Source organism: Pseudomonas alcaligenes, assembly GCF_014490745.1.
Lineage (GTDB): Bacteria > Pseudomonadota > Gammaproteobacteria > Pseudomonadales > Pseudomonadaceae > Aquipseudomonas > Aquipseudomonas alcaligenes_C.
In genome coordinates, this window is sequence record NZ_LZEU01000001.1 from 2,550,643 (window position 1) to 2,563,981 (window position 13,339).

At 60.6% G+C, this 13,339-nt stretch carries 16 protein-coding genes, 1 pseudogene and 2 riboswitches; of the genes and pseudogenes, 11 read left to right on the forward strand and 6 right to left on the reverse strand.

Features of this window, described 5'->3' with window-relative positions:
- Positions 1-75: 75 nt before the first annotated feature.
- Positions 76-283, reverse strand: a riboswitch (cobalamin riboswitch).
- Positions 284-371: 88 nt separating this feature from the next.
- Positions 372-600, forward strand: a riboswitch (cobalamin riboswitch).
- 107 nt (positions 601-707) lie between these two features.
- From A9179_RS11605 to cobM, 4 genes are all read left to right on the forward strand, one after another.
- Positions 708-893, forward strand: a complete 186-nt coding sequence (locus tag A9179_RS11605; protein WP_187805956.1) for a CbtB domain-containing protein — start codon at positions 708-710, stop codon at positions 891-893.
- A gap of 11 nt (positions 894-904) precedes the next feature.
- Positions 905-1,618, forward strand: a complete 714-nt coding sequence (locus tag A9179_RS11610; protein WP_187805957.1) for a CbtA family protein — start codon at positions 905-907, stop codon at positions 1,616-1,618.
- An 84-nt stretch (positions 1,619-1,702) separates the two neighbouring features.
- Positions 1,703-2,116 carry a cobalamin biosynthesis protein gene (locus A9179_RS11615; RefSeq protein WP_187805958.1) on the forward strand — a complete coding sequence of 138 codons (414 nt, stop codon included), beginning with the start codon at positions 1,703-1,705 and terminating at the stop codon, positions 2,114-2,116.
- Positions 2,113-2,889, forward strand: coding sequence for a precorrin-4 C(11)-methyltransferase (cobM, locus tag A9179_RS11620; protein WP_187805959.1), 777 nt, complete (start codon positions 2,113-2,115; stop codon positions 2,887-2,889). Before A9179_RS11615 ends, cobM begins: the two co-directional genes overlap by 4 nt.
- On the opposite strand, the gene A9179_RS11625 is transcribed toward cobM, so the two are convergent.
- Positions 2,849-3,166 carry a hypothetical protein gene (locus tag A9179_RS11625; protein WP_187805960.1) on the reverse strand — a complete coding sequence of 106 codons (318 nt, stop codon included), beginning with the start codon at positions 3,164-3,166 and terminating at the stop codon, positions 2,849-2,851. The genes cobM and A9179_RS11625 overlap by 41 nt on opposite strands.
- A 682-nt stretch (positions 3,167-3,848) precedes the next feature.
- Here A9179_RS11625 and A9179_RS11630 point away from each other — a divergent pair.
- From A9179_RS11630 to A9179_RS11660, 7 genes are all read left to right on the forward strand, one after another.
- Positions 3,849-5,051, forward strand: a complete 1,203-nt coding sequence (locus tag A9179_RS11630) for a tyrosine-type recombinase/integrase (RefSeq protein WP_187805961.1) — start codon at positions 3,849-3,851, stop codon at positions 5,049-5,051.
- A gap of 127 nt (positions 5,052-5,178) precedes the next feature.
- Positions 5,179-5,562 (forward strand): type II toxin-antitoxin system RelE/ParE family toxin, encoded by a 384-nt coding sequence (locus A9179_RS11635; RefSeq protein WP_187805962.1) that lies wholly within the window; start codon positions 5,179-5,181, stop codon positions 5,560-5,562.
- Positions 5,546-5,848 carry a helix-turn-helix domain-containing protein gene (locus A9179_RS11640; RefSeq protein WP_187805963.1) on the forward strand — a complete coding sequence of 101 codons (303 nt, stop codon included), beginning with the start codon at positions 5,546-5,548 and terminating at the stop codon, positions 5,846-5,848. The genes A9179_RS11635 and A9179_RS11640 overlap by 17 nt, the downstream gene beginning before the upstream one ends.
- A gap of 106 nt (positions 5,849-5,954) precedes the next feature.
- Positions 5,955-6,404, forward strand: coding sequence for a TIR domain-containing protein (locus tag A9179_RS11645; RefSeq protein ID WP_316851827.1), 450 nt, complete (start codon positions 5,955-5,957; stop codon positions 6,402-6,404).
- On the forward strand, positions 6,404-7,030 hold the full coding sequence (locus A9179_RS11650; protein ID WP_187805965.1) for an Nmad2 family putative nucleotide modification protein: 627 nt from the start codon (positions 6,404-6,406) through the stop codon (positions 7,028-7,030). Before A9179_RS11645 ends, A9179_RS11650 begins: the two co-directional genes overlap by 1 nt.
- Before the next feature lie 3 nt (positions 7,031-7,033).
- Entirely contained in the window at positions 7,034-8,170 is a 1,137-nt protein-coding gene (locus A9179_RS11655) for a nucleoside triphosphate pyrophosphohydrolase family protein (protein WP_187805966.1), read from the forward strand.
- Positions 8,167-8,829 carry a uracil-DNA glycosylase gene (locus A9179_RS11660; protein WP_187805967.1) on the forward strand — a complete coding sequence of 221 codons (663 nt, stop codon included), beginning with the start codon at positions 8,167-8,169 and terminating at the stop codon, positions 8,827-8,829. Before A9179_RS11655 ends, A9179_RS11660 begins: the two co-directional genes overlap by 4 nt.
- Here A9179_RS11660 and A9179_RS11665 read toward each other — a convergent pair.
- The 5 genes and pseudogenes from A9179_RS11665 to A9179_RS11685 form a co-directional block, all read right to left on the reverse strand.
- A pseudogene (locus A9179_RS11665) lies at positions 8,793-9,194 on the reverse strand (TIR domain-containing protein); the annotation flags it as partial. The gene A9179_RS11660 and the pseudogene A9179_RS11665 overlap by 37 nt on opposite strands.
- A gap of 174 nt (positions 9,195-9,368) precedes the next feature.
- Positions 9,369-9,956, reverse strand: coding sequence for an SLOG domain-containing protein (locus A9179_RS11670; RefSeq protein ID WP_187805968.1), 588 nt, complete (start codon positions 9,954-9,956; stop codon positions 9,369-9,371).
- 3 nt (positions 9,957-9,959) lie between these two features.
- Positions 9,960-11,102: a toll/interleukin-1 receptor domain-containing protein gene (locus A9179_RS11675; protein ID WP_187805969.1), complete on the reverse strand. Its 1,143-nt coding sequence runs from the start codon at positions 11,100-11,102 to the stop codon at positions 9,960-9,962.
- A 682-nt stretch (positions 11,103-11,784) separates the two neighbouring features.
- Positions 11,785-12,063, reverse strand: a complete 279-nt coding sequence (locus A9179_RS11680) for a DUF2274 domain-containing protein (RefSeq protein WP_187805970.1) — start codon at positions 12,061-12,063, stop codon at positions 11,785-11,787.
- Entirely contained in the window at positions 12,060-13,337 is a 1,278-nt protein-coding gene (locus A9179_RS11685) for a TraB/TrbI/VirB10 family type IV secretion system protein (protein WP_187805971.1), read from the reverse strand. The genes A9179_RS11680 and A9179_RS11685 overlap by 4 nt, the downstream gene beginning before the upstream one ends.
- Positions 13,338-13,339: the final 2 nt, after the last annotated feature.

Below are 13,339 nucleotides of genomic sequence, written 5' to 3' on the forward strand. Positions count from 1 at the left end.
GGGCAGGTGCGACGCGTGAGCGAACCTTGCGGGCTCGCGTCAGCCGTGCGCCACCGGATCACCCCGCCCGGTTGTCGTGAATGCAGTTCGGAGGCAGGTCTCCTGGCTCACGACTCGGCACACTCCTCTACGGAGAGCCCTCTCTTCGCCTTCCCGCACATGGCAGTGGCTCAGGAAGAGATCAAGTCGCTTACAGTTGCGGGGGCAGCCGCGGTATCGCACCGCGTTCCCTCTTAGCTCTGGCGCCGACTCGGCGCAGAGAACCTCGAAGCGGCAAGGCTACGCAGTGCCCGCCCGGGGGTCAATTCGCAGCAGGCAAATGCACGCCCATGGAACCGCCAAAGTTGACGCCCGGTTGCCCTTCGTGATGTTCTAGAAAGGCTGTTTCAGGTGTCTTGCGCCGTCGTGCGCAAGGTGAAACGGGAAGTCGGTGCGCCTCGCCCAGAGCAGGCTAGTCCGACGCTGCCCCCGCAACGGTAAGCGACTGATGGAATCGGCAAGCCACTGTGCCTTGGCATGGGAAGGCGAATTCCATGGAACTGCAGGTGAATTCCAGCAGCCAGCGCAAGCCCGGAGACCGGCCTGAAGCCTTACAGTTTGGCAAACCCGCGGTGGGCGGGCGCAAGCCGGAAGTCGTGCGCACTCGCCGCGGCTCCTCGTGCGTTCCCTTCTGCTACGTCTTCATTTCCAGTTCAGAGGGAACGGTCATGTCCAGTAGCACCCTTACTCATTCCGCCGAAGTCGGCACCACCCTGGCTCAGCGCCTGGTTCTGGCCATCGGTGCCGGCCTGCTGGGCGCCCTGCTGGTGTACTTCGCCGGTTTTTCGCATATCGAAGCGGTACACAACGCCGCCCACGACACCCGCCACAGCGCTGCATTCCCCTGCCACTGAGAGAGTCCGCCATGATCAAGCGCATCGCGCAGACAGCGGGCTTCGCCGGCCTGCTGGCAGCCCTGCTGCTGACCCTGCTGCAAAGCTTCTGGGTCGCCCCGCTGATTCTCCAGGGCGAGACCTACGAGAACGGCGAAGCGGCCACCGAGCAGGTCGCCGAACACAGCCACGCGGCCGGCACCGCCGCCCATAGCCACGAACACGATGCCGAGGCTTGGGCCCCGGCAGACGGTTGGCAGCGCGTGCTGTCCACCACCGGCAGCAACCTGGTGGTGGCCGTCGGCTTCGCCCTGATGCTGGCCGGCCTGTACACCCTGCGCGCCCCGGGCCGCAGCCGCGACGGCCTGTTCTGGGGCCTGGCCGGTTTCGCCACCTTCAGCCTGGCACCTTCGCTTGGCCTGCCGCCGGAACTGCCGGGCACCGCTGCCGCCGACCTGGCCCTGCGCCAGTACTGGTGGCTCGGCACCGCCAGCGCCACTGCCGTGGGCCTGGCCCTGGCCGTGTTCGCTCGCCACTGGGCACTGAAAGCCGCCGGCCTGGTTCTGCTGGCAGTGCCGCACCTGATTGGCGCGCCGCAACCCGAGGTGCATTCGAGCCTGGCCCCGGAAGCCCTGGAGCGGCAGTTCATCTGGGCCTCGCTGATCACCAATGCGTTGTTCTGGTCGGCCCTCGGCATGCTCTCCGCCTGGCTCTATCGGCGCAGTTCCCGCGCGCTGACCGAGTGACAGCCGGCCCCGCCGGTAGCCTGCAAACCCGCTGACGGTGCGACCCGCAGCGGGTTTTTCATATCAGCCTGGATAGCCTCAGCCATGCCCCCTGCCCCCGCCCATATCGCCGGCCTCGGTTGCCGCCGCGGCTGCTCCGCCAGCGAGCTGCGCCAGCTACTGGACAGCAGCCTGGCCGCCCACGGGCTGCACCTGGCGGATCTGGCCGGTCTGGCCAGCATCGAGCTCAAGCGCGACGAGCCGGGCCTGCTGGAACTGGCGCAGAGCCTGCAACTGCCCCTGGCCTGGTTCAGCGCCGAGCAGCTGGCACCTTGGCAGCAGCAGTTGAGCGAAGCCTGCACGCACACCCTGCAGGTCACCGGCAGTGCCGGTGTCGCCGAGGCCTGCGCCCTGGCGCAAGCCGCCAGCGGCGGGCTGCGGGCGGTACTGGTCGTCAGCAAACAGCGCAGTGCCAACGCAACCCTGGCCCTGGCGCGCATCATCGAGGAACAGCCATGACCGTCTACTTCATCGGCGCCGGCCCTGGCGATCCGGAACTGATCACCGTCAAGGGCCAGCGCCTGCTGCGCAGCTGCCCGGTGATCCTGTATGCCGGCTCACTGGTGCCCCAGGCTGTGCTCGACGGGCATAGCGCGCACAGCGTGGTAAACACCGCCGAGCTGCACCTGGACGAAATCATCGCGCTGATCCACGCCGCCCACGCCAAGGGTCAGGACGTGGCCCGCGTACATTCCGGCGACCCGTCGCTGTATGGCGCCATCGGCGAGCAGATCCGCCACCTGCGCCGCCTGAGCATCCCCTTCGAGATCGTCCCCGGGGTCACCGCCGTCGCCGCCTGCGCGGCGCTATTGGAAAGCGAGCTGACCCTGCCGCAGGTGTCGCAGACGGTGATCCTCACCCGCTTCGCCAGCAAATCGCCGATGCCGCCTGGCGAAGAGCTGCATGAACTCGCCCGCCACGGCGCGACCATGGCCATCCACCTGGGTGTCCACCATCTGCAGAAGATTGTCGAGGAGCTGCTGCCACACTACGGGGTCGACTGCCCGATCGCGGTGATCCATCGTGCCAGCTGGCCGGATCAGGATTGGGTCAGCGGCACCCTCAGCGATATCGCAGAGAAAGTGCGCGCCAAGGGTTTCCGTCGCACCGCGCTGATCATCGTCGGTCGCGTGCTGGGCGCCGAGGACTTCGCCGACTCGGCCCTGTACAACCAGGCCACTCCGCACCTGTTCAGGCCGGCAGACGCCGCAGGCAGTACAGACTCAGACTGATCTTGCCGCGATTGTCGGCAATGGCGATTTCCGCACCCTGCTGGCGCAGGCGCTGGTTGATTTCGCTGGCGAACAGTTCCTGGCAGAACTGCGCATAAGACACCGCCGCAGCGCCCGGCAGCCGCTCCGTCAGCCAGGCATGCAGGGCCGGCAGGCTGAAGCGCCACTCGTCCTCGGCGCAGGCAAAGCCCTGCTCCTGCAGCGCCTGGATGAAGGCCACATCGCCAGCCAATACCCGCGTGCAATCATCCAGAAAAGCCTCTACCCGTTGCGACATCGTTCGACCATCTGCCCAGCCCGCCATCCGGGCCCTCGCACTCTACCGCAGCAGCGCCCGCGGTTATCCCTCGGTATGCGCCGGATAAAGAAAAAGCCCGCACAGGGCGGGCTTTTTCTGACGGGAGCTGATCCTTCAGCCTGACCCGATCCTCTGCCTTGAGTTGTGAAAATTTCGTGATAATCCGCCGCCCCCCTGTACATCTTGTCGCCCCATGAAGGGCAGGCAGCAACGGACAAGGATCAACTACCAGCCACAGCTGCCCAAACCTGCACAGGCCGGACGGCACCCAGGAGGCCCTGCCATGAGTAATTTCAATATCGAAGGTTGGCGTAAACCCAGCTGGTAGAACCCCGCGCCAAGGCGCCCAACAGCCAATCTGCAGGCATAAAAAAACCGGCTACTTGTGCCGGTTTCAGTAGGCTCCACAGCGAAACTGGAGCCATGCGTTTGGTGCCCGAAGCCGGACTCGAACCGGCATGCCCTTGCGGACGAGAGATTTTAAGCAACAGCATGGCTCCTGCACCGGGCATTCTCTCGACTTGGATACAGCTTGCTGCAGCAGGTTTTCCGTAGAGCCCACGTTTTGGATCATATGCCGGTGCGCGACGCAAACCGCCCCGGTTCTCTTTCGCCTGGCTCCTAGCCGGCCCCTGGAATCGGGGCCTTTCGGGAGCACCTCATGGCAAAGATCAAGCTCACCAAATCCGTCGTTGACACGGCGCAGGCGCAAACCTGCGACGTGGAACTCCGGGACACGCTCGTTCCAGGATTCTTGTGCAAGGTCACTCCAACCGGCCGCAAGGTGTTCATGGTTCAGTACCGCACGAACTCCGGCGTGCGGCGCAAGCCTGCACTAGGTCAGTTCGGAGAACTGACAGTTGAACAGGCTCGGTCGCTGGCGCAAGACTGGTTGGCCGAAGTCCGGCGCGGCGGCGACCCTGGGCGCGACAAGACCGAGGCCCGCCGGGCACCGACGATCAAGCAGCTGTGCGGCCGATTCATGGACGATCATTCCAAGGTGCGCAACAAACCGAGCACCCAGGCCGCCTACCAGTACCATATAGACCGCTACATCATCCCCGCCTTCGGTGGCAAGAAAGTTCACGAGGTCACGCGCCACGATATCATCGCGCTGATGAAGCACATGGAGAAGTCCCCAACACAGGCCAACCGAGTGCTGTCCTGCGTGCGCAAGATGTTCAACCTGGCTGAGCTGTGGTGCTACCGCGCCGATGGCTCGAATCCATGCCGTCACGTATCCAAGTATCCGGAGAAAGGCTCGACCCGTCTCATCACTGACGGGCAGATGGTCAAGCTGTTTGCCTATCTGGACAAGGCGGAGGCCGAGGAACTAGAGCATCCGACCTACCTACTGGCCATCCGCCTGCAGTTCGAGTTCGCAGCTCGCATGTCGGAGATCCTGCTGCTGCAATGGGACTGGCTCGACCTGCCCAACAGCCGGGTCGTTTGGCCGGACAGCAAAACCGGCGATATGTCCAAACCCTTGAGCATGGAAGCCCGCCGCTTGCTGGAGAACGCGCCCCGCTATGGCGAGTCGCCCTATGTCTGCCCGGCGACCCGCAACCATGATAAGCCGCTCAGCCCCCATTCCTATTACAACGCTTGGCGGCGCATCCTCGATCGCGCCGGCGTGCCGAGGATTGGCACCCATGGCATCCGTCATCGCTCGGCCACCGACATCGCCAACTCCGGCATCCCAGTTAAGGTCGGCATGGCGCTGACCGCGCACAAGACCGTGGCGATGTTCATGCGCTACGTCCACACCGAGGATGACCCGGTGCGCAAGGCAGCCGAACTGGTGGCAAACCGGCGCAAGACGGTTGTCAGTGCCTGCCAAAAACCGAAAGAGGTGACCCTATGATCAATGAGCTGCACCCCGCTATCTCGATCCCGGTCGGCATGGCACCGTCTCGCCGCCCCTCCCTGCCAGTGCAACGCGCCGGCGCCTGGAAAAACATACCCGTTACGGGTATAGTTTGGAGATGGAGATGACGTGCGTTCTCAAGCGGAAGGACTTCGCGCGGTGGCAGGCGGACGAGAAGCTACCTGACGCCGCATTGTGCAGGGCTGTTAAGGAGATGGAAGGCGGTCTGATCGACGCGGACCTGGGCGGCCATCTCTACAAGAAACGGGTTGCACGTCCCGGCGGCGGCAAGAGCGGCGGCTACCGCACCTTGCTGTCGGCCCGAGTCGGCAACCGCTATGTGTTCCTGCATGGATTTCCCAAGAGCGACAAGGCGAACATCTCGCAGGACGAGAAGAAAGCACTGCAGTTCACCGGCAAGGTGTTCCTGGAACTGTCTGCCGAAGCCTTGTCGAAGGCGTTGCAGTCAGGTGTGTTATTGGAGGTGCATTGTGAGCAAGATCATTGAATCACTGCGTGGCGACCTAGCTGCGCTCCACGAAGCGGGAGCGATCAGCAAGGTGACGATGCGCGAGTTCGACGCGATCTGCCCGCCGCCGGTGCGGGAGTTCAGTGCTGTCGACATCAAGCACCTGCGTGAATCCTTGAAATTCAGCCAGCCGGTGTTCGCTCTTCACTTGCACACGTCGGCCTCGACAGTGCGCAAGTGGGAGCAAGGCGAAACCCATCCCACGGGGCCGGCGCTCAAACTGCTCAACGTCATCGCCGACAAGGGATTGCAGGCAATTATTTGATCAAGGCAAACAGATCAGCATTTCCTGCCACAGCGGCCGAAAACACAGTTACGATCTTCAAACCATGTAAAAACAATGGAGGTGACAGGTGGCAGAGAAAAGGAACGTGTTTATCAGCCATGTCCACAAGGACGATCACGGGCTCCAGAAGCTAAAGGATCTGTTGGCTCCAAAAGGGATCGAGATCAGGGATTCCTCCATCCATACAGGGAAGTTCAACAATGCTACCGATGAGCACTACATAAAGACGCAGATCCTTGCCCCTGCCATCAACTGGGCTGGAGTGTTCATTTGCTACGTCTCCCCGCAGACCAAGAATAGCGATTGGGTGAACTGGGAAATCGAATATGCGGCTAAACAAGGCAAGCGAATTGTTGGTGTTTGGGAGCATGGCGAGAAGGAATGCGACCTCCCAGAGGCCCTGAAAGAATATGCCGACGCCTTGGTTGGGTGGAACGGCGGTGCAATCATTGACGCGATCAACGGGAAGGACTCGTGGGAAAAGCCAGACGGTGGAGCCTGCGACCCGGTTCCACTCAAGCGGCATCCCTGCTGATGGCTCGCATTCACTCCTACGTGGTGCGATACGACAGCGGTTTCGCACCCAATCCTTTCTATGGCTACTGCACGCTTGCGACTTGCAAACCGAATATCCGCCGATCCGCTGACGTTGGTGATTGGGTGGTCGGCAGTGGCAGTAATGATCGAACTATCCGACGTGGCGGACATCTAGTGTACGCAATGCGCGTCACCGAGGCGATGACATTTGACGAATACGGCGCAGATCCACGGTTTGAATACAAGAAGCCGTACCGCAATGGAAGCCGAAAACAAAGTTGCGGCGACAACATCTACTTCAGGGCCGCGCCTGGGGCCGCTTGGCAGCAGCGAGACTCATTCCATTCCCTCCCCAATGGCACGCCCAACCCCGACCATATAGCCCGTGACACGGGCGTCAATAGGGTCCTGATCAGCAATGATTTTGTGTATTTCGGGGGCGACGGCCCGGAGTTTCCCGAGGCACTGAAAGACCAGCAAGATCGGCCGCTTTGCAAAACAGGAATAGGCCTAACCACTTTTGCCGACGCGCAGCTGATTGCGAACCTTGAGCAATGGATTCGCAGCTTTAACGTAAGCGGTTATCAGGGCGCCCCATTCGAATGGCTGACTCTTCGCAGGTGACCGATGAAAAAGGAAGGATCCCTCTTGCTCTCGGATTACGCTGCGGAAATTGCAGCTACAGACGTACTCAATCCGAATGACTTCAATCCTGTCCTCCAAGGACTATACGGAGAAGTCGGCGGAATAATGGCTACGGCCAAGAAAAATGTTCGAGAGAGGACGGCTTACCCAGGTTTCAAAAAGGCGGCAGAAGAAGAGTTTGGCGACACCCTCTGGTATTTGGCCGCAATCTGCAGGCGCCTGCAGATTCCTCTTGAAGATATCTTCGCGGAAGCTGCGAACCACGGAAACTTCAAAAATGTGGGCGCTGCAAGTGACATCACTGAAGGTGCGATGGCCTATATCGCGGTGCCTATCGCAGCGACTGCTTCGTTGGATGCCACGCTAGTACAGCTGGGGCAGTCAGCGGCAGCCCTGCTGGGAAGCACGCCTGCACGCGCCGACTTGATTGCTTTTGCGCGGACCTACCTGGATGCAATCCATGCGGCCGAACTTGCGTTTTCGGAGGTGGCTCGCGGCAATCTTCGAAAAGCTCGCGGCGCCTTCTTGGAGCCTCAGCCAGGTGATCTGGCTGGACTTGATTTCGACAGTGAGTTTGGAGTTGAGGAGCAGCTCCCGAGGGATTTCGAAATCCGGGTCAATCAACGAGGCAGCGGTATGAGTTATCTCCAGTGGAGGGGTGTATTCATCGGAGACCCTCTGACTGACAACATTGCCGACCGCGATGGCTACCGGTTCCATGATGTCTTCCACTTCGCTTATGCGGCAATCCTGCATTGGTCACCTGTGATGCGGGCATTGATCAAGCACAAGCGAAAGAGCAATCCGAAATACGATGAAGAGCAAGACAGTGGTCGGGCCATCGTCGTGGAGGAAGGGGTTTCGGCGTGGATTTTCTCCAGAGCCAAGGAGCTGAATTTCTTCGAGAACCAGGAAAAAATTTCACTTGGACTTCTCAAGACCATTGGCGAGTTCGTGAGTGGTTACGAAGTGGAGAAATGCCCGCTGAAGCTCTGGGAAAAGGCAATCCTGGATGGCTATGCTGTCTTTCGCCAGCTCAAGGCAAATCAAGGTGGCTGGATCATTGGAAATCGGGAACAACGCACCATCAAATACATGCCACTTGAGTTTAAAAAATGAAGATCCACCCGTTCGTTGATGCAGTTGCTTCGCTGCAGTTCGAAGACTGCTTCAATCCGTATTCGGATCGTTGTGAAGTTCATGATCGGCGCGATGCACCGCGTCGCCGTGCCGCTGCACTGTCCGCCATGTTGCGTCGTGCAACCGAGGAACCCGTAGACGCGATATGGATCGGGCGAGACCTCGGATACCGCGGAGGGCGCCGCACTGGGCTAGCCCTGACCGACGACATTCACATAAGCCAGCACGCTAGCCGCTGGAATCTCCATCAGATCGCCGAGCGGCCGACGATAGGCAGTGCTGTAGCTGAACGAACCGCCGCAGTCATATGGGGGATGTTGGAACACATTGATGCCCGCATCTTCCTCTGGAACGTCTTCCCTCTTCACCCGCACGAATCAGGAGATCCGTTCACCAACCGGCAGCACAACGCGCGCGAGAGGCGAGCCGGTGAAGAATTGCTCCAACAGCTCATTGTCTTGCTACGCCCCTCTCGCATCGTCGCCATCGGCAACGATGCCGCCGCTGCGGCTCATCGCATCACAGATTCCGTACCCGTGATTTGCGTGAGGCATCCTAGCTACGGAGGACAGACGCAGTTCCAGAAGCAAATCTCAGAGCTCTATGGACGCCCCATGAGCACTGGGTCGTTGCTTTGACAAGAGCTTGGCTTCTTAGCGAGCAGCGATCGCCGCTTCAATCCAGCCTGACAGGTTGTCACTGATGTGGTTATAGGCCGCTCTGCTCGTGGCTCCCGGTGGATCGTACATACGGACGACGGTGGATAGCTTTTACCGTCGTTCAAGGTAGATGCGTCAAACGGATTGGCCCCGGCAACTGATGGTTGTTGGTTGTGGTTCAGCAACTTATGGACTCGTATCCCCAAAAGTCCCTTGCCACTATTCCATGACTGCTCAATCTTGTATCGAAACCAAGAGCGATTCGCCGTTTCGGTGCCGATCTGAACAATTGTGCATGTCCGCCATTTCAGTTGATCGTCGATCCAGCTCTTGATTGCGGCCTCGCCGCCTCGCTTTACCTCTTCTCATTTGTTATCGCTTGTTGGCTGGCTGCCCTCCACGACACCAATTCCGTATCTTGGATACGCGCCAACTGTAGCGTTGATAGTGGAAGCTATAGAAGACTTCCCGTGGCATGGCGAACCCTTTGTTGGCTCGTGTGAATCGGCAGAGGAGATTCAGCTCGCTGCGCCTTGAATGTTCAATGCGAGATGCGAGTGAAAGAGTTGCGCAAAGTCCACATCACCAAGATCCGCGTCGGCGAAATAACCTTGATCTTTGGCTAGGTTCAAGGCCGCCCCACCGGGCGACGGTATGGGTAGAACTTTGGCGGCCGGATGGAATTGCCTGAAGAGTTCATGTTCGGCTTCCACTCCTTCCATGCCGCCGATGAAAACAGCGGCAACGAGATCGTCGCGCGACAGCATTTCTTTCCGCATTAGCAGTAGGCTCGCATCTCTGTCACCGGCAACTGCGTTGGTGAAGACCACATTGTGGAAGCGGTCGTTTTCTTCCGGGTAACGATCCTCGAAGAATCTGCTCTGATACAGAACCACGGCCCCAGAATAATCGACACCCAAATCCTCGCAAATACTCCAAATCATGGGCGTGATAGCGGGATGCCCTCCCCACACGATCTTATGCTGACGAATGACGGCTATAACCAGTTCTCTCACTGCACACTGGATGAGGAATGGATTGGCGGTCTCGTGATACGAGCCGCGGCCGACAAGTGGGACACTGGCTGAAAGGAAGATTGCGCTCACGATTCAGGCCTCCCAATCCGCAAATTGCCACCCAGCCTCGCTGGCTTTGACCCAGCGCGCAGAGTGGATATGCTGGCCCAGCCAGTCCAAATGCCCCAGCCACCGGGGATGTAAGCCAACATGATCGTAAACGACGGCAACCGATTGATCCGGCGAATTGGTAGAGGCGTCATGTAACGTGATCGACGTGGGAACACCGACTGTTGGGTAGACGACGACATTCCGACCGTCCGGTAGTCGGATATGGACCGCCTTGTTTGGTCCAACGCCGACAAGTTGGCCGCCAATCGTTTGAATAGCGTTGCGCAAATTGCTCACTAGATTGACGGAACGGACTGCATGGCTTTGGCTGCGAACTTCTTCAAGCTGAAGACAGATTCTCTCCACGGCGCTGTCCGCGAGGCGTCCTGTGGCCGCATCCACTTCTTCCGGCAATAACTCTGCACGACTGGCGGTGGCTGTTCGCGCAGATGGCGTGCAGTCTGGCCAGCCAACCCTTAAGACGCTAATACCTTTTGCCAGAGCGCGTCCAAACTCTGCGCTCGTCCAGCGGCTTTCAAAGTAGCCAGGGGTGTCGAGCATGAGCAGGACATCCGAGTCGCAGAGCCGGTGCCACAGCATTGTCTGGAAATCTTCCGCAGGCGGAATGCCATGAGTATCGAGAAACACATCGAAGAGCCGAGCAGACAATGCATCGAATAACTGTAAAGCAGCCTCCCTAGCTTCGCCCCGCCGATAGCTTACAAATACCCGGCGCTGTCGAGGAAGTAACCCGGCGCACTCCAGTAAAGCAGTTGCGACACGTTGCGACCCGCCAGCGGTGTACGCCAAGCAGTTGAGGGGCTGCAGCACGGTCGGGATCTCTGCACTGACTCGATTGACATCGGTGGCCACCGGCAGCAATGGGATGCCTCGTTCCAACAACCTTGCTACGTTGGCGAGAGGCGGATCCTCACCTCCGAAAAATACCGCAGCAGATGACCGTTGCTGGTCTGGGTTGAATTCTTCGGGACGAACCGCCCATCCGACCTCATGCCCTAGTCGCAAATTGAACATGCCTACAGCCTTCCCGATGACTTCTTCAAGTTCGGATACCTGAGCATCAGTTGGTGCGCCAAGCAGAGCAAGTTGATAAAGGGCGGGCATGCCATTCCTTGTAATTTGAGTGTCTCGCCTATCTGACCTTACGAAACCCAATGCGGGAATCTCCAATATCTCAAAGATAGCCGATTTCGGGCGTCCCCGGTCGGGCCGCGCTGTCGCGCTTCGCATCAAGCGCCGCTGTGCGAGGCTCGCCCCTACGGGCTTCCATCGTTCCCTCACTCCGCTCGGCTGACGCCTCCGGCCCTGACGGGCTTGCACGCTCCGCTTGCCGGGGTTCGTGTATATGGCATGGGGCGGTCTTGCTGTTTCCCTTCACCGTAAGCACGGCGCTCTCGCCGTCAAGGGCGGCACGCGCCTTGCGCGCGGGCATCCTGGCGGCCGGATCCGCGCCCTGACTGCTTGCCCGGTTCCAGGCAATTACGCCCGAGCAACCAGAGCACGATCATGTCGTAGCTTTCTTCCCTCTCTTCCGATGCCTCGCTGCTGGTACGTGACGGCCGTGGCCGCTACCTGCCGGCATCGGCCGGCCTATGACGCGATTCGCCGTGCTGGCCACACAGATCATGCCGGATACAGCTCTCGCAGCAGTGAATCGCCTTTTTGGGGGCGACAACGTAGAGGAACTTGCTATCCCGACCTGAAGCTGTGTGACAGAACACCTACGGTTCCGCCTAGACAGCGGGGTGATTTCAGAGTGGCCTGCCCGCTGAGGACAGCAAGATCGTCAGTCCGCGAGGGCTTCTCGGCTGATCGGAACAGCTCCTGTTTGCGCGGTGGTCTTGCGCGTAGCGACTCCGCGGCGAAACCCCCGATCACCTGCCATGAACGCCTCCAGCATGTGCGGAATCAGTGTCATAGCGTCAACCCTCTCACCATAGGTCTCTGCATACAGCGCTGCGTAACGGTCTAGGTCAGCCTTCAGGCTGACCGAGCAAGCGACGGTCAGTTTGATGCTCTCGGTCTTAGGCAGCGGTCCCAGCCGCAGCTTGCGTGTGTTGCTCATCGTGAAGTCCCCCGATTGAAGAACAGCGGTTGATATGGCCGCAGCACCAGGTCCCGGTTGACGATGATGCGCACCGGCAGGCCTGGTCGCTCGGTCAAGGTGGGCTGAATGTTCATGTTGCGCCGGGTCATCTCCTGCCCGACCTGGTTCACGCTGTCCTGCAGGCCGTCACGGCCGGCAATGATGATCCGATCGCCATCCTGGCGGTTCTCAGGCGCGGCTAGCTCGGCGCCGATACCCAGCAACGTTGTCAACGCAGCACCGGCGAAGACGCGATTCCAATGCCAGTCGACTCCGTCCACCAGGCCGGCATAACCTGCCGGGTCGGAGCCCACGAGGTTGTCCAGCGTCAGCGAGGATGTGTCTGGCAGGATGATGCGATTCCACACCACCTGCACACGGCTCTGCCCGTAGCTGACCTGGCTGTTGTACCGACCGAGGATGCGCGAGCCCTGCGGGATCAGCAGGTGCTTGCCGGTCGCCGTGTCGTAGACCGGCTCCGTCACCGTGCCGATCACGTCACCCGGAAGATCCGACTTGATGCCCGTCACCAGCGCGCCAGCGATCACCGTGCCGGCCATGACTTGGTACGGCGACGCCGGTAGCTGCAGGTTCCCGGAATTGCGGGTTTCCGTAGTGCCAGCTTGCAGGAACGCCTCCTTCTGCTCCTGCCGATTCTGCACGGCTGTCGGATCGAGGGGTTGCGCCGCCGTCGATGCGGGGCCGGCAGCCAGCGGATCGAAACCTGCCAAGGTGGGTACCGCCGACGCAGGCTGTGCAGCCGCAGTCACGGCTGGGCGCTGGCTGCTCGTGCGGAAGAACACCGAGGAGGCGGCCGCCTCCTCGGCCTCCTTCAGCCGCGCCAGGCGTTCTGCCTCGGCATGATCGTGGCCGGGTGGCGTGTAACTCGGCGTCGAGGGCCGCTGTGACTGCACGATGGCTGGGCCAAGGTCACCCGGCAGCGGCGGCCCCAGTTCGGGCGGAGGCGGCGGCAGCTTGGAGTAGTCCGAGGGCAGTCGGTCTAGCCCTTCGGAACGGGAAACACGGTCGACATTATATAGCTCGGCTGGATCGCTCCCTCCCCGGGGCTTTGGCGGCTGCAAGGACCAGATGGTTGCGCCCAATACAGCGGCAGAAAGCCCACCGGCAAGCGCTGCCAGGGTGCGCCGGTTCAAGCGTGTGATCGGGCGCGGCTGGGCGCGTAGCGCCACCGTCTCGGGGGCCACCTTGCCAGCATGCGGCGCAGCGGGGTCTGGGGTGTCGTTCTGGCCCATGC

Excerpts from the sequence above, each read along its gene's own strand:
- A9179_RS11605 (WP_187805956.1), top strand. The coding sequence starts at position 708 with ATGTCCAGTAGCACCCTTACTCATTCCGCCGAAGTCGGCACCACCCTG.
- A9179_RS11610 (WP_187805957.1), top strand. The coding sequence starts at position 905 with ATGATCAAGCGCATCGCGCAGACAGCGGGCTTCGCCGGCCTGCTGGCA.
- A9179_RS11615 (WP_187805958.1), top strand. The coding sequence starts at position 1,703 with ATGCCCCCTGCCCCCGCCCATATCGCCGGCCTCGGTTGCCGCCGCGGC.
- cobM (WP_187805959.1), top strand. The coding sequence starts at position 2,113 with ATGACCGTCTACTTCATCGGCGCCGGCCCTGGCGATCCGGAACTGATC.
- A9179_RS11625 (WP_187805960.1), bottom strand. The coding sequence starts at position 3,166 with ATGTCGCAACGGGTAGAGGCTTTTCTGGATGATTGCACGCGGGTATTG.
- A9179_RS11630 (WP_187805961.1), top strand. The coding sequence starts at position 3,849 with ATGGCAAAGATCAAGCTCACCAAATCCGTCGTTGACACGGCGCAGGCG.
- A9179_RS11635 (WP_187805962.1), top strand. The coding sequence starts at position 5,179 with ATGACGTGCGTTCTCAAGCGGAAGGACTTCGCGCGGTGGCAGGCGGAC.
- A9179_RS11650 (WP_187805965.1), top strand. The coding sequence starts at position 6,404 with ATGGCTCGCATTCACTCCTACGTGGTGCGATACGACAGCGGTTTCGCA.
- A9179_RS11655 (WP_187805966.1), top strand. The coding sequence starts at position 7,034 with ATGAAAAAGGAAGGATCCCTCTTGCTCTCGGATTACGCTGCGGAAATT.
- A9179_RS11660 (WP_187805967.1), top strand. The coding sequence starts at position 8,167 with ATGAAGATCCACCCGTTCGTTGATGCAGTTGCTTCGCTGCAGTTCGAA.
- A9179_RS11675 (WP_187805969.1), bottom strand. The coding sequence starts at position 11,102 with ATGCCCGCCCTTTATCAACTTGCTCTGCTTGGCGCACCAACTGATGCT.
- A9179_RS11680 (WP_187805970.1), bottom strand. The coding sequence starts at position 12,063 with ATGAGCAACACACGCAAGCTGCGGCTGGGACCGCTGCCTAAGACCGAG.
- A9179_RS11685 (WP_187805971.1), bottom strand. The coding sequence starts at position 13,337 with ATGGGCCAGAACGACACCCCAGACCCCGCTGCGCCGCATGCTGGCAAG.